Origin of the sequence: Sulfitobacter donghicola DSW-25 = KCTC 12864 = JCM 14565, assembly GCF_000622405.1 — a bacterium.
In the GTDB taxonomy this organism is placed as follows: Bacteria; Pseudomonadota; Alphaproteobacteria; order Rhodobacterales; family Rhodobacteraceae; genus Sulfitobacter; species Sulfitobacter donghicola.
Genome location: NZ_JASF01000005.1, coordinates 191739 through 206227, shown reverse-complemented (window position 1 = coordinate 206227; position 14489 = coordinate 191739). Strand labels below are relative to the sequence as shown.

Sequence of the window (14489 nt, the reverse complement as noted above, 5' to 3'; positions counted from 1 at the left end):
AACTTACCCTCGGAGCAAGAGATGATCAGGGAAACCCTTACGTCGCTATCATCTATCGCCGAAATCGGGGCCGATACGATCATCGATGTGCGCGCCCCTGCCGAATTTGCACAGGATCACATCCCAGGTGCGATCAACCTACCTGTCCTAAGTGATGCACAAAGGGCCGAGGTGGGCACGATCTATGTTCAGGACAGCCCGTTTCGCGCGCGCAAAATCGGGGCCGCTTTGGTGGCGGCGAATGTTGCGCAGCATTTGCAGGGGCCCTTGGCCGCACAGCAAGGGGATTGGCAGCCGCTGGTCTATTGCTGGCGCGGGGGGCAGCGATCAGGGTCGTTTGCGACAATTTTGGAACAGGTCGGCTGGCGCGTTCGTTTGATCGAAGGCGGCTACCAAAGCTATCGCCGCAAGGTGAGCGAGGCCTTGTATACGGCGCCTGTTCAACATCGGCTCATGCTGATTTCTGGCGGAACAGGCACGGCCAAGACGGCCCTTTTACATCACCTGCACGCCCAAGGGGCGCAGGTTTTGGATCTGGAGGGGATGGCCCAGCATCGCGGTTCCTTGTTCGGGGCCATGAAAGGCGGACAACCCGCGCAAAAGATGTTTGAATCGCGCCTTGCCGCAGCGCTAAGCGGCTTGGACCCTGCCAAGCTGACGTGGGTTGAGGCGGAAAGTAACAAGATCGGCGCGCGGGTGATCCCGCCGATGCTGTGGCACGCAATGCGCGCGGCCCCTCGGATAGAGGTACAAGCCGCGCTGGCAGAGCGCGGCAGGTTCCTTGCCACGGCCTATCGTGATTTGATCGATGATCCTCAGGGTTTGGTCGGTTTGATCGATCAGTTGCGGCCTTACCATGCTGCCGCCCATATCGACAGCTGGCGCGCGCTGGCCAAGGCGGGCGATTGGCCCCGTTTGGCCGCGCAACTGATGCAAGAGCATTACGATCCGCGCTATGCGAAATCTCAGGCACGCGCTGCACCACCCGTTATGGCCACCACATTGCCGAGTTTAGACGATGACGGGCTGCACCACGCCGCAATACAATTGCACGCGCAATTTAGCTGACTTTGATCGCAGCCTCCCCACGGGTGAGCTGGCCAATGATAACGGCTTCTTGGCCTTGCTTGGCCATCTCGGAAATGGCCTGTTCGGCGGCGGCTTTGGGCAAGGCGGCCAGCAATCCACCAGCGGTTTGTGGATCATGCAGCAAGGGATCAGAAATGCCGCTGGTTGGCGCCGCTGCAATATTCGCGCTGAGCAGGGATGATTGAAAGCCCGCTTGGGACAAGGCCTGAGCGCCGTCATAAAACGGGATTTCCTTGTGCCACAACTCGGCCTGAAGGCCCGAGGCCTTACAGATTTCCTGCACATGACCTGCCAGACCAAAACCCGTGGTGTCCGTCATTGCGTTGGCATGCTGTAGCGCCTTTGCCGCGATGATCTGGGGCTGTTCCATCTGGGCGAGGGCCTTTGTCACGGTGGCAGCAGGGGCAGCGCCAGCCATATGGGCGGCAAGGATCACGCCAGAGCCGATAGGGCGCGTCAGAACCAGAACATCCCCGTCTTGCGCGGTTGCAACGGTAAGGGGCATTTCCGCTTTTGTACCTGTGAGCGTAAAACCAATCGTCATTTCGGCCCCCATTGTGGTGTGCCCCCCCACAATACTTGCGCCTGCTTGGGCGAAAATTTCTCCCGCTGCCGCATTGATTTCCTTGAGTGTGCGTTCCTGAAGGGCGGCCGACATGCGCGGCAGGATGATGCTAGAGAGGGCCGTCTGAGGTGCCGCGCCCATAGCCCAGATATCCCCCAGCGCATGGACCGCAGCAATACGGGCCATTTGCACAGGGTCTAGGATAAAGGCGCGCAGGTGATCCACGCTGATTACCTGAAACCCACCCCCTGATTGGCGTATAACGGCAGCGTCATCACCGGCTCCTGTTACAATCTCGGGCGCATGGGCCTGCGGTAACGCGGATAGCGCCTGCTTTAGCGCCTCACTACCAACCTTTGCGCCGCACCCTCCACAAAGAGGAAGGGAGGGGGCCTCATCCGCGCCAAGGGCCCGTTCAGACGGGGGAAGCTGCTGAGCCATTAGGGGAAGTTCATCGAGCTGGTTCATAAAGCTGCGATCGATCTTGTCTTTCCATTTCCACAGCAAAGGGCCAGCAGGGGCAAAGCCGTATTTCTCGGCCATCGCAGATTTGCCACCCAGCGAAATCAGCTTGAGATACGAAGATTGAGGTTTGAATGGTTTTAGCGGCCCATTGGTGAGAACTGCCCGCATGTTGTGATGCAGCACTGGGGCTGCACGAACGGCAAAAACACCCGCCTTTGGGCGGGGAGCAAAAGGCATATGGGCGCAGTCACCGACAGCAAACAGGGTCTCATCCCCTTTCACGCGCAGATCAGGATCAACCACGATGAACCCCTCGGCTAAGGGCAAATCGGTTGTCGCCACCCATGGGTGGGGGAAGGCACCAGCCGCTCCAACACAAAGGGCCGCTTGAACCGCAGGCTGATCCTTTATCACGACTGAGCCAGCCGCAATGCGTTCGATCTGTGCATGGGGTAAAAACGTAATCCCCATATCGATCATACTGGCGGCCAGTTTTGCACGGGCAGGGGCGCCGACACCTGATATTTCAGGGCCGGATTCGATCACGGTAACTTGGGGCTTTGCGCCGGATTGGCGCAGGGAAAATGCCATGGCCATGGCCAATTCGCATCCAGCTACGCCACCGCCAATCACCGCAACGCTTGGTTCTTTTTGCCCCGATTGAACCGCCGCCAGAAAATCACGCCATTCGCGTGCATAAATGTCCAAAGGTTTCGCACCGACCGCGTTTTGCGCAAACCCGTCGATATCCATGCGGGCCGTGATGCCGATATCAATAGAGGCAACATCATAGGAGAGCGGCGCGCGCCCTTCGACAGAAACAGTTTTGGCAACGCGATCAATACCGGTGGCATGGCTAAGGATCAGCCGTGCCCCTGCAAAACGGGCAAGACGGACCAGATCAATTTCCAGCGTGTCGCGGTCATAATGCCCCGCAATATGACCCGGCAGCATCCCGGTATAGGGCGCTGTTGGCCCTGGATTGATCACCGTTAGCCGGGCACCGGGTAGCGGGTTCATACCCCACTTGCGCAAGACCAGAGCATGGGCATGCCCCCCTCCGATAAACACAAGGTCGCGTGTGAATGTGGTGGTGTTATGCATCGGGGCGCTCATACGTTATAGGGATGTATTCAAGGAATGTGATATCTTGGCGAAAGGGGGATTGTCCAAGCTCAATCGCACAAATAGTTGTGAAGTTTATTAAAAGGCGCTGAGAGGCGGCGGCGTTCAAAGTGACGCTACGTGACCAAGGCGCAGTTTTCCACATACAGATGGACAGCGCCTGTGATCTTTGGCTTATTCCAATGACCGGTGCGGGGAATGGCCTTTTACGGGAGGATTTATGGCGCATGACTGTGTAATCGTCGGTAGCAGCTTTGGTGGCGCGACAGCCGCTGCGCGAATGGCAAACTGGATGGAACCTCTGCCAGTTTGTCAGAAGCGGGAGATGCGAAACAACAGCAAAGGCAGTGCCAGATTTCTATCGGTAAATCCCTTGGCACCCATGCCAAATGCGCAGGGGTGATGGCGCAGGGCTGCCAGCCGCCACGCATGGGAATAATATAGCGCCCCCGATGATAATCGCGGAACGCGCAGTAAATTTAATCAAGGCAGATAGGGTTTCCCCAACACCTGCTTGGACACTGAAGACACTTTAGGAGAAAATAGAATGCTCGGACAAATGATGCATATGCCGCTAACGGTCGGCAGCTTGATCGACCACGCGGCGCGGTTTCATACCAAAGGCGAGATTGTTTCGGTTGAAACGGCGGGTGGCATTGAAAACACCACATGGGGCCAAGTTGGCGCCAACGCGCATCGTCTGGCCTCTGCATTGCGTAAACTGGGCCTTTCCGAGGGCGCGCGTTGTGGCACAATCGCATGGAACAACCGCCGCCATCTGGAAATTTACTTTGGTGTCGCGGGCGGCGGTTTTGTTTGCCACACGATTAACCCCCGCATGGGCCCCGAGCAGATGGTCTATGTGATCAACCACGCCGAAGATCAGGTGTTGTTTATCGACGGAACCTTTGTTCCGGCTGCTGGTCAGTTGGCACCAGCGCTAAAGCACACAAAACACATCGTTATGTTAGGCCCGCGCGACGAGGCCGCCGCCAAAGCGGTTCCAGGGCTGTTGTTCTTTGACGAGTTGCTAGAGACTGGTGACGCGTCCGAGCCATGGCCCGAGATCGACGAAAACGCCGCCTCTAGCCTGTGCTATACCTCTGGCACCACAGGCGATCCCAAAGGCGTGCTATATTCCCACCGCTCTACAGTTTTGCACTCAATCGCGGGGAACCAGCCAGACGGTTTGGCAATTTCAGCGATGGATACGGTTTTGCCCGTTGTGCCCATGTTCCACGTAAACGCATGGGGCGTGCCCTATGTGGCGGCGGCAACGGGGTGTAAACTGGTGCTACCAGGGCCAAACCTTGACGGTACCAGCCTTGTGAACCTGATCGACAGCTCGGAGACCACTTTGGCGCTGGGCGTGCCGACAATCTGGATGGGGCTGTTGGCCGCGTTGGAGGAAACCGGTTCAAAAATGCCCAGCCTGAAGCGCACGGTTGTTGGGGGCTCGGCCTTGCCTCCGTCGATGATCCCGAAGTTTGCCGAATATGGCGTGGACCTGATCCACGCATGGGGCATGACGGAAACCTCGCCACTGGGGTCGTTGAACCAGCTTTTGCAGCGCCACACCAAACTATCCGCCAAAGAGCAGGCGGAAATCCGTCTGGGGCAGGGGCGCCCGCCTTACGGCGTTGATCTGCGCGTCCTTGATGAAAACGGCAACGAGTTGCCCCACGATGGAGAGACGCAGGGCGATCTGCAAATTCGCGGTCCTTGGATTGTGGACACCTACTTTGGCAAGGATGCATCGGCGCTTACGGCGGATGGTTGGTTTGACACGGGCGATGTGGCCACCATTGACGAAGAAGGGTTCATGGTGATCCGCGACCGCTCCAAGGATATCATTAAATCCGGTGGAGAGTGGATTTCTACGGTGACGTTGGAAAATATCGCCATTTCGCACCCCGCCATCGCGAATGCGGCGGCCATTGCCGCCTTGCATGAGAAATGGGATGAACGCCCCGTTTTGGTGGCCATCAAATCCGGTGAGGTGAGCGAAGAAGACCTGCTGGCCTTTTATAAAGGCAAGGTCGAAAGTTGGCAGATCCCTGACCGTGTGATTTTTGTTGAGGAATTGCCAATCGGATCTACGGGCAAAGTCCAAAAGAACAAGCTGCGCGAGGCCCATGGAAAAGTGCTGCTCGGCGCCTAAGCGGTGAGCGCATGAAATGATCGGGGCGTCGCGTTGTGAAAAACGCGGCGCCTTTTTTCTGTTTGCGGCTCCATTCCGAAGCCGCGCGTGTTTCAGGGACGGGCTTTGAACGCTGGATGTGTTGCTGCGGCGGCGCGGACCAGCGTCGCAATTTCCTCTAGCTGGCTGGCCAAGCCTGAGGTGCTGCGCCAAACCATGCCGACAGTTCGTTTTGGATGGGGGGCACCCATATTGGCAACCGCTACATTGGCTGAGCGCGTTTCAACCGGAACGGCCATCTCGGGAATAAGCGTCACACCTATCCCCGCGCCAACCATCTGCACCAATGTCGTCAATGATGACCCGTCCAACCCTTCACGCGGCAGGCTATTGCGCATCGAGCAAAACGACAGAGCCTGATCGCGAAAACAATGACCCTCTTCGAGCAACAGCAGCTTCATCTGGCTGAGCGTGTCCATATCTGGCACGGGGCGATCCGCATCATGGGCGGGGCGAACCAGCACCATCTCTTCGTCAAACAGGGCCACCTCGGTGAGAGAGGGCTCAGAGACAGGCAGGGCAACGATGGCGCAGTCCAGCTTTCCTGCGCCCAGCTCTTCGATCAGTTTGTGGGTCATCGTTTCACGAACCAGCAAATCAATCTCGGGGTGGGCGGCGGTGATGTGGCCGATCACAGAGGGCAGCAGATAGGGCGCAATGGTTGGAATGACCCCGATGCGCAACCGCGAGAGCGCATTGCTAAGGGCACCGCGCGCCATTTCCGATAACGATTCCGCATTCCGCAAAATCTCACGCGCGCGGACTTCGAATTCTTCCCCAAAGGGGGTGAGCTGTACGTGCCGCGCATTGCGTTCAAACAGTTGCAGGCCAAGGGCGGCCTCTAGGGCCGCGATTTGCGCCGACAGGGCGGGTTGCGAAATAGAACAAGTATCCGCCGCGCGGCCAAAATGGCCTTGCAGGGCGACGGCCTCGAAATATCTGAGCTGTTTTAGGGTAAAGTTTATCATAATCAAAACCTATTATAGGCATTGGAAAATCAAACTTAAAGATATCATTTCGGTTTGTTAGAACGAGTCTAGGGAAGGCGAATCCCTTCCCACAGAATTCACAACTTTCGGAGAGTATCATGGACGGATCAGATAACGGCGAAAAGGGCGGCTGCCCAATGGGCTTTGGCGCCAACAAACAGACAAACAACAGCGGCCGTTCCAATAGCGATTGGTGGCCAAACCAGTTGAACCTAAAGATGCTGCACCAGAACCAGCCCGTATCTGACCCGATGGGCGGCACGTTTGACTATGCCGAAGCGTTTAAAACGCTGGATCTGGATGCGTTGAAATCCGATATCTACGCCCTGATGAAAGACAGTCAGGATTGGTGGCCAGCGGATTATGGCCACTATGGCCCGTTCTTTATCCGTATGGCGTGGCACTCGGCGGGGACGTACCGGACCAGCGATGGACGTGGGGGTGCCAGCTCGGGCTCGCAGCGTTTTGCGCCGCTGAATTCGTGGCCGGATAACGTCAACCTTGACAAGGCGCGTCGCCTGTTGTGGCCGGTTAAGCAGAAATACGGCAATAAAATCTCTTGGGCCGATCTGATGGTTCTGGCGGGCAACTGCGCCTTGGAAGACATGGGGCTCAAGACCTTTGGCTTTGGTGGCGGTCGCGTCGATATTTGGGAGCCCGAAGAAGACATTTATTGGGGATCCGAGGAAATCTGGCTGGAAGAATCTGGTGGCGCGAACAGCCGCTATTCTGGCGAACGCGATCTCGAAAACCCTCTTGCCGCGGTGCAAATGGGCCTGATCTATGTGAACCCTGAAGGCCCAGACGGGAACCCTGATCCAGTCGCATCAGGTTTTGACATTCGCGACACATTCGGCCGCATGGGCATGAATGACGAAGAAACCGTGGCTTTGGTTGCGGGTGGTCACACCTTTGGCAAGGCGCATGGCGCTGGCGATGCTGGCCTTGTCGGGCCTGAACCAGAAGCTGCACCAATTGAGGCGCAAGGCCTTGGCTGGGTGTCAACACATGGGAATGGCAAAGGCGTCGACGCAATCTCCTCGGGGATCGAGGGCGCATGGACACCCACGCCAACAACTTGGGACATGAGCTTTTTTGACATGTTGCTGGATTATGAGTGGGAGCTGACGAAATCTCCTGCTGGGGCGCATCAGTGGAAGCCAGCTGGCGGTAAGCTGGGCAAGGCCGTGCCTGACGCGCATAGCGATGCCAAGCACCCGCCGATGATGACAACAGCGGATTTGGCGCTGCGTGAGGATCCGATCTATCTGGAAATCTCCAAACGCTTTAAGGCCAACCCAGACCAGTTCGCTGATGCATTTGCGCGTGCGTGGTTCAAACTGATCCACCGCGACATGGGGCCGATCAACTGCTACTTGGGCAAAGAAGTCCCATCAGAAGAGCTGATCTGGCAGGACCCGATCCCTGCGGCGACGGGGACGCTCAGCGATGGCGATATTGCAGCGTTGAAAGAGGCCGTTCTGGCAAGCGACCTGACCATTTCCGAGCTGGTCACAACCGCTTGGGCTTCTGCGTCGACCTTCCGTGGGTCTGACAAACGCGGTGGTGCAAATGGTGCGCGTATCCGTTTGGCTCCGATGAAAGACTGGGAAGTGAACCAGCCAGCTGAGTTGGCCAAGGTTCTGGAGCAGCTCGAAGCAATCCGCGCGGCGTCTGGCACGCCCATCTCGATGGCGGATATGATCGTGTTGGCGGGTTCCGCAGCCGTTGAAGCGGCAGCCAAGGCGGGCGGTCACGATGTGACAGTTGCGTTCACACAGGGCCGCGGTGACGCATCCCAAGAGCAGACAGATGTTGAAAGCATTGATGTGCTTCAGCCAGCTGTTGATGGCTTCCGCAACTATGCGTCGCGTGCATTCAGCGTCTCAGCCGAAGAGTTGTTGGTAGATCGCGCACAATTGCTGACGCTGACAGCACCAGAAATGACCGTTCTGGTTGGTGGCTTGCGCGGGTTGGGCGCCAACTATGCGGGCACCTCGCATGGTGTTTGGACGGACAAACCTGGTACGCTGAACAATGATTTCTTCAAGGCGCTGATGGATATGGGCGTGACGTGGAAATCTGTGGACGGTTCTGACGTCTATGAGGCACGCGACAACGCCACAGGCGACGTCAAGCGCACAGGCACACGTGTTGATCTGGTCTTTGGATCAAACAGCCAGCTGCGCGCCTTGGCCGAGGTCTATGCCTCGGATGATGGCGAAGCCTTGTTTGTCGAGCAGTTCGTCAACGCATGGGTCAAGGTAATGGAGCTGGATCGTTTTGATCTGTAAGCCTCTGCCTAACCTAGGCTGCACTTCATAAAGAAAGAGGCGCCTTCGCAGATTGCGAGGGCGCCTTTTTTGTGGGGCTGCCATTGGGAAGAACCCTTAGAATAGGGCCATCCAGATACCTGCAAACATTAGGATGCCGCCGATATTTACAAAAATATGCCAGATGGAATAACGGTATGGCATGGTCTTTTGCGCATAAAACACGGTGCCAATCACATAGCTTGCGGCACCTGCAATGATGCACCACAGGGTGGCTAAAGGCACTTGGGTAAGGTCGGGCAGGGCCATCAGGCCAAGGGCGCCCAATCCTAGGTAGGACGCGGTGGACCATTTTGATTTCACGGTGGCATTGGTGATTTTATTCCAGATTGCCAGCACGGTCAGCGCCCAACACAAGCACAGTAAAAACAACGTCCACGGCGTTCCCGCCTGCACAAAGAAGGGGGTGAAGGTGCCCGTGATGCTAGGATAGATCGCCGCGTGGTCGATGCGGCGCAGCAGCAGCCGTTTGGCGTGAAACGGCGAAAAGTGATAGGCAGAAGACGCAATGTTAGAGATCAGCAGACAAAGCACATAGATGACCGCCGCCACGATCAAACCGCCGCTCAGCGCTGCAAAGGCTTTGAACAGCAAGGCCGCGCCCGCAGTCAAAGTCAGGAATAGTCCGGCAAGGTGAACGGCTATATCTGCGCGTCGATGGGCGCGGATGGGGCTGGGGTAATTGGGTTCGGTCATGGCTGTCTCGACTGTGATTTCATTCGCGCTACGTGGCAGATGTGACAAAGTCCATATTAAGCGGCTGGTTACGCAGGGGCAAAATGCTTTTGCGGCGCCTCAAGATGAAATTTGGGGCAGGGTGGGGCTGCATTTTTCGAAACACCTTTACAAAACTAGTTTTATAGTTATGTTGGGTGGCATGAGTACAGCCAGCCCCACCGCCCGCGCCCTTGCCGCCCTTGGACATGATGTTCGCCTGTCTATTTTTCGTCTGCTTGTCAAAGCAGGGGAAGACGGGATGCGGATTGGCGATATTGGTGAACACCTTGATCTTGCGCCCTCAACATTGGCCCACCACTTGTCGACCTTGGTAGGCGCAGGGCTGGTTTTGCAAGAAAAGCAGGGCCGTGAAGTCACTAACAGAACGAACTACCCCGCAATGAACGAATTGCTGACCTTCCTATCGTCAGAATGCTGCGTTGGTGTGACTGCCATCATGAAAGAAGGCGCGGCATGAGCTTTTCAACTCAAACATAACTATAAAACTGGATATTTAGACATGAGCGATGTCACCCACCCCCAACACTCTACGCTTTCGGTTCTGCGAATCCTTTGGAAAGATCACCGGATCTGGATGGTTTCGGTTTTGATCTTGTTACTGCTGGCGATTTTTGATCGCCCCCAAGCGATCGATAGCGCGAATTTTGTGCTGGCCGCTGTGTTGCATACGGCGCCGTATTTGCTGCTTTCCATCGGGCTTGCTGCTTGGGCGGGCGCGACAGGCGCTGATAACTTGATTGCGCGTGCTTTTGTTGGGGCGCCTGCCTTGATGATTGTACTGGGCGCCTTGGCTGGGGGGCTTTCGCCTTTCTGCTCTTGCGGCGTAATTCCGTTGATCGCGGCGCTACTCGCGATGGGCGTTCCTTTGTCGGCTGTCATGGCCTTTTGGTTGGCTTCGCCGATCATGGATCCGTCGATGTTTTTCCTCACCACGGGGGTTCTTGATTTTGAGTTTGCGATTGCGAAAACTCTGGCGGCCCTTGGTCTGGGTATCTTTGGCGGCACCTTTGTGCATTTGATCGGACGCCGAGGCGTGTTTGATAACCCGCTAAGAGAGGGGATCGGTAACGGCGGATGTGGTGGTTCCAAAATCACCGCGCCAAAGCCTGTTGTATGGGATTTTTGGAAAGACTCGGAAAGGCGCGCCCGTTTTGGCCGCGATGCCATGAGCACCACGATCTTTTTGCTTAAATGGCTGACGCTGGCCTTCCTGATCGAAAGCCTGATGCTGGCGTGGATTCCAGCCGAAACCGTGACTTCGGCTTTGGGGGGGGAAGGCATCGTGCCGATCATCATCGCGACCTTTGTCGGGGTGCCCGCCTATCTAAATGGTTATGCTGCACTGCCGCTGGTTGCAGGTCTGATTGATCAAGGCATGGCACCGGGTGCTGGTATGGCATTTCTGGTGGCAGGGGGTGTCACGTCGATCCCTGCGGCGATGGCGGTCTGGGCTTTGGCGCGCCCTCAGGTGTTTGCGCTTTATATCGCGCTGTCGCTGTCAGGGGCGTTTATCGCCGGGGTTTTGTTCCAGATTTGGGCGCTCTGAAATCCCGTAGGCATTTCTAGTGAAAGCCCCTCAGCAGCAAGCCTGGTGAGGGGCTTTGGCGTTAACCAGCCCAGATGTTCTGGTAAAGCTGAACGATCTCATCCTGCCTTGGCACCCGCGGGTTGTTCTGCGGAGAGCCAGAGGCCAAGGCCTGCGCGGCCATGATCTCAAACTTGGCTGTATCTTCCTTGTGGCCAAGATCACGGGGGGAGGGGACCTTTAGGTCTGCATTCAGCTGCGTCAGGTTCTCGACCAGCTTACCAGCGGCCAGTGCGTCACTGTCCCCATCGCTTGCCCAGCCCATCACCCGTGCACAGGTCGCATAGCGATCCTCGGCGGCGCTGACCGAGAATTTTGTGATCTCGGGCAGCAGCATTGCATTGGACAACCCATGCGCCACATGGAAATGCGCGCCAATCGGGCGGCTCATCCCATGTACAAGGGCAACGGAGGCGTTGGAAAAGGCCATGCCAGCCTGCGAGGCGGCCAGCATCAGGGCCTCACGGGCCGGACCATTTTCAGGATCAGCACAGGCCGCCCTCACGTTGTTTGCAATTGCGGGCATAGCGGCCAGCGCAAAGGCGTCGGTATAGGCAAAGGATTTGCGGCTCACATAGGCCTCGATCGCGTGGGTCAAGCTGTCTACGGCTGTGTCTGCCGTAATGCGCCACGGTTTTGTCGTGGTAAATGTCCAATCGATCAGCGCCGCGGTCGCCACACAGGCAAGGCCCGAAAGGTTATATTTCTCGGTTTCTTTTGTATCTGTAATCACGCACCAACGGGTGAGTTCAGACCCCGTGCCGCCTGTCGTCGGGATCAGGATCACCGGAGGGCCGCATTTGTCGATCTGGTAGGGGGCTTTGTATTCCCTGACATGCCCTTCGTTGACGCTCATAAAACTGATCGCCTTGGCCGTGTCCATCGGGCTGCCACCGCCCAAGCCAATGATGCAGTCAAAATCATCTTTGCGAAAGGCGGCGATGCCTTCATCGAGGCAAGTATCAGTGGGGTCTTCGATCACGCCGTCAAAGACAGCCCAGTTCAGATTTGCCTTATCCAAAACATCCGTGACGGTCTGCACATGCCCCAAGGACACAAGATTCTTATCCGTAACAATCAAAGGGCGTGACAGCCCGAGCTGAGCCAGAACTTCCGCTGTTTCCTGCGCAACGCCCGCGCCAATGCGAATGACACGGGGGGATTGTACGCGGCCGATACCATCTAGGGTCATTGGAAATTCCTTAAAGTCAAAAATGAGAATCGTCTCATTATGACTTTAGGTCGTATTTACTCAAGCACATGCACAGCCCGAATGAATAAAGCGAATTAGGCTTGTCTTTTTACCAGCTTATGCTTTGAAATGGTGCCCCCACACGGACTCGAACCGCGGACCTATTGATTACAAATCAATTGCTCTACCAGCTGAGCTATAGGGGCACTGGGCGGTCGTTTAGACCCAATAGAAAGATGGTGCAAGAGGCTTTTATCATCCTTTTGCAGGTTTTCTCACTCTGCTAAAGAACTCGAGGCAAAAAACTAATCAGGTGGCAGGAAAAAATGAAACTGATCTTACATGCAGGTGTGCATTTTACCGAAGAAGACCGGCTGATGAAGTGTTTGCTTAGGAATGCAGATGACTTTGCGGCCAGAGGGGTCATGGTCCCTGGGCAGAGCAAATATCGTGGGATTATGCGTGAAACGTTGAATGCGATGGTGAGCGCACCTGCCTCGGAAATGGCGCGTGATGTGCTGATGGATGCGATGTTGGACGAAGGAGAGGCCGAGAGAGTGATTCTGTCGGACGCGAATTTCTTTCGAACACCAAAGACGGCCGTACAGGAGGGGATGTTTTATCCCGCTGCTCCGGTGCGCATGATGCGCATGGCCCAGATTTTTGACCAAGACGACGTCGAGATATTTTTAGGGATTCGGAATCCAGCGACGTTACTGCCCATTTTGTACAGCAAGGCCGAGGCCTCCAATCCTGCGGATTTCTGGGGCAGCCGCGATCCGCGGGACATTCTATGGTCTGATACACTGGATCTGCTACGCCAATCGGTTCCCGATGTTCCGATCACTGTGTGGTGCAATGAGGATACGCCGCTGATTTGGGCGCATATCATCCGGCAAATGGCGGGTCTGCCAGATGATCAAAAGATTATCGGCGGGTTTGACCTGTTGAGCTCGATCATGAGCAGTGAAGGGATGAAGCGGTTTCGGGCCTATCTAAAGGATCACCCAGTGATGACCGAACATCAAAAACGCCGTGCCATTGCAGCGTTTTTGGATAAATACGCGCTGGATGATCAGGTCGAAGAAGAGCTGGATATGCCAGGGTGGACCGAAGACTTGGTGGATGAGATGAGCGATATTTATGACAATGATGTCGCGACGATTGCCGCCTTGCCAGGTGTTCGGGTGCTCATGCCTTAGGCCTGCCTAGAGAGGTGAAATTCCTCTGTTGTTAAATTTCAGCTGCATGTGATAGCGGTTTTGTAACATAACGGCGGGGATTAGATATGAGCGAGTTTGAAAAAGCCTCAAAGGGCGCAAAAATGGATTTCTCACAGGACATGTCCTATGGGGATTACCTAGGGCTTGATCCGATCCTGTCTGCGCAGCATCCCTTGTCGGATGCACATGACGAGATGCTGTTTATCGTGCAGCACCAAACATCCGAACTATGGATGCGTCTGGCGATTCACGAACTCGAGGCCGCGCGCGAAGCAATGCTGATGGGGGAGCTACCCAAAGCGTTTAAAATGCTCACCCGTGTGGCGCGGATATTCGAACAGCTGAATTCGGCGTGGGATGTGCTGCGCACGATGACACCAAGCGAATATACTGCTTTTCGTCCCAGCCTTGGAAACTCTTCTGGATTTCAATCGCACCAGTATCGGCTGGTTGAATTCATCTTGGGTAACCGCAATAGCGCCTTGATGAAGCTGCATAAACACCGCGCAGAGGCCTATAGCCGCCTTGAGGGCGAGCTGGGCCGCGCAAGCCTGTATCAGGTCGCCATATCCATGCTATGCGCCCGTTTTGAGCAAGAAGACCTAGCAGGCCCCAGCGGCCAATCCGATTGGCAGGCCGATCCGCGCATTCAGGATCTGTGGCAGCGTGTCTACGAAGATCCTTCGGCCCATTGGGAGCTTTACGAGCTCGCCGAGAAGCTGGTTGATCTGGAGGATTACTTCCGCCGTTGGAGATTCAACCACGTCACAACGGTTGAGCGCATTATCGGTTTCAAAAAGGGCACGGGGGGCACGGCGGGTGTATCTTACTTGCGCAAAATGCTCGAAGTCGAACTCTTCCCCGAACTTTGGAACGTGAGAGGCGCTCTTTAAGGGCGGGAACCTTGGATAGAATAGGCGTGCATGCAGTGCCCTTTGGGGGTATTGAGTCGCGTTGAAAAAGCGAGGTGTTTTCAACGCCCTTT

At 56.0% G+C, this 14489-nt stretch carries 11 protein-coding genes and 1 tRNA gene; 7 read left to right on the top strand and 5 right to left on the bottom strand.

The genetic code is table 11. From position 1 onward, the window contains the following. Nucleotides 1-21: 21 nt before the first annotated feature. Nucleotides 22-1068, top strand: a complete 1047-nt coding sequence (mnmH, locus tag Z948_RS0101955; protein WP_037951723.1) for a tRNA 2-selenouridine(34) synthase MnmH — start codon at nucleotides 22-24, stop codon at nucleotides 1066-1068. On the opposite strand, the gene selD is transcribed toward mnmH, so the two are convergent. Continuing rightward, on the bottom strand, nucleotides 1061-3235 hold the full coding sequence (gene selD / locus Z948_RS0101950; protein WP_245604537.1) for a selenide, water dikinase SelD: 2175 nt from the start codon (nucleotides 3233-3235) through the stop codon (nucleotides 1061-1063). The genes mnmH and selD overlap by 8 nt on opposite strands. A 556-nt stretch (nucleotides 3236-3791) precedes the next feature. Between selD and Z948_RS0101940 the strand changes: the two genes are divergently transcribed. Continuing rightward, nucleotides 3792-5405: a long-chain-fatty-acid--CoA ligase gene (locus Z948_RS0101940; RefSeq protein WP_025057894.1), complete on the top strand. Its 1614-nt coding sequence runs from the start codon at nucleotides 3792-3794 to the stop codon at nucleotides 5403-5405. A gap of 92 nt (nucleotides 5406-5497) precedes the next feature. Here the strand turns inward: Z948_RS0101940 and Z948_RS0101935 are convergent, their stop codons facing one another. Further along, complete coding sequence (locus Z948_RS0101935) at nucleotides 5498-6412, bottom strand: hydrogen peroxide-inducible genes activator (protein WP_025057893.1); 915 nt, start codon at nucleotides 6410-6412, stop codon at nucleotides 5498-5500. Between the two features lie 119 nt (nucleotides 6413-6531). Between Z948_RS0101935 and katG the strand changes: the two genes are divergently transcribed. Next, nucleotides 6532-8727 (top strand): catalase/peroxidase HPI, encoded by a 2196-nt coding sequence (gene katG / locus Z948_RS0101930; RefSeq protein WP_025057892.1) that lies wholly within the window; start codon nucleotides 6532-6534, stop codon nucleotides 8725-8727. Nucleotides 8728-8823: 96 nt separating this feature from the next. On the opposite strand, the gene trhA is transcribed toward katG, so the two are convergent. After that, complete coding sequence (gene trhA, locus Z948_RS0101925) at nucleotides 8824-9462, bottom strand: PAQR family membrane homeostasis protein TrhA (protein WP_025057891.1); 639 nt, start codon at nucleotides 9460-9462, stop codon at nucleotides 8824-8826. Between the two features lie 181 nt (nucleotides 9463-9643). On the opposite strand from trhA, the gene Z948_RS0101920 reads away from it, so the two are divergent. Next, nucleotides 9644-9961 carry an ArsR/SmtB family transcription factor gene (locus tag Z948_RS0101920; protein WP_025057890.1) on the top strand — a complete coding sequence of 106 codons (318 nt, stop codon included), beginning with the start codon at nucleotides 9644-9646 and terminating at the stop codon, nucleotides 9959-9961. Between the two features lie 42 nt (nucleotides 9962-10003). Then, on the top strand, nucleotides 10004-11050 hold the full coding sequence (locus Z948_RS0101915) for a permease (protein WP_025057889.1): 1047 nt from the start codon (nucleotides 10004-10006) through the stop codon (nucleotides 11048-11050). 61 nt (nucleotides 11051-11111) lie between these two features. On the opposite strand, the gene Z948_RS0101910 is transcribed toward Z948_RS0101915, so the two are convergent. Then, nucleotides 11112-12281: an iron-containing alcohol dehydrogenase gene (locus tag Z948_RS0101910; protein ID WP_025057888.1), complete on the bottom strand. Its 1170-nt coding sequence runs from the start codon at nucleotides 12279-12281 to the stop codon at nucleotides 11112-11114. Nucleotides 12282-12411: 130 nt separating this feature from the next. Further along, nucleotides 12412-12487 (bottom strand) — tRNA-Thr (locus Z948_RS0101905). A gap of 120 nt (nucleotides 12488-12607) precedes the next feature. On the opposite strand from Z948_RS0101905, the gene Z948_RS0101900 reads away from it, so the two are divergent. Both Z948_RS0101900 and Z948_RS0101895 read left to right on the top strand, forming a co-directional pair. Continuing rightward, complete coding sequence (locus tag Z948_RS0101900) at nucleotides 12608-13483, top strand: hypothetical protein (protein WP_025057887.1); 876 nt, start codon at nucleotides 12608-12610, stop codon at nucleotides 13481-13483. Between the two features lie 86 nt (nucleotides 13484-13569). Beyond that, nucleotides 13570-14397 (top strand): tryptophan 2,3-dioxygenase, encoded by an 828-nt coding sequence (locus tag Z948_RS0101895; RefSeq protein ID WP_025057886.1) that lies wholly within the window; start codon nucleotides 13570-13572, stop codon nucleotides 14395-14397. The last annotated feature ends 92 nt before the right edge of the window (nucleotides 14398-14489 follow it).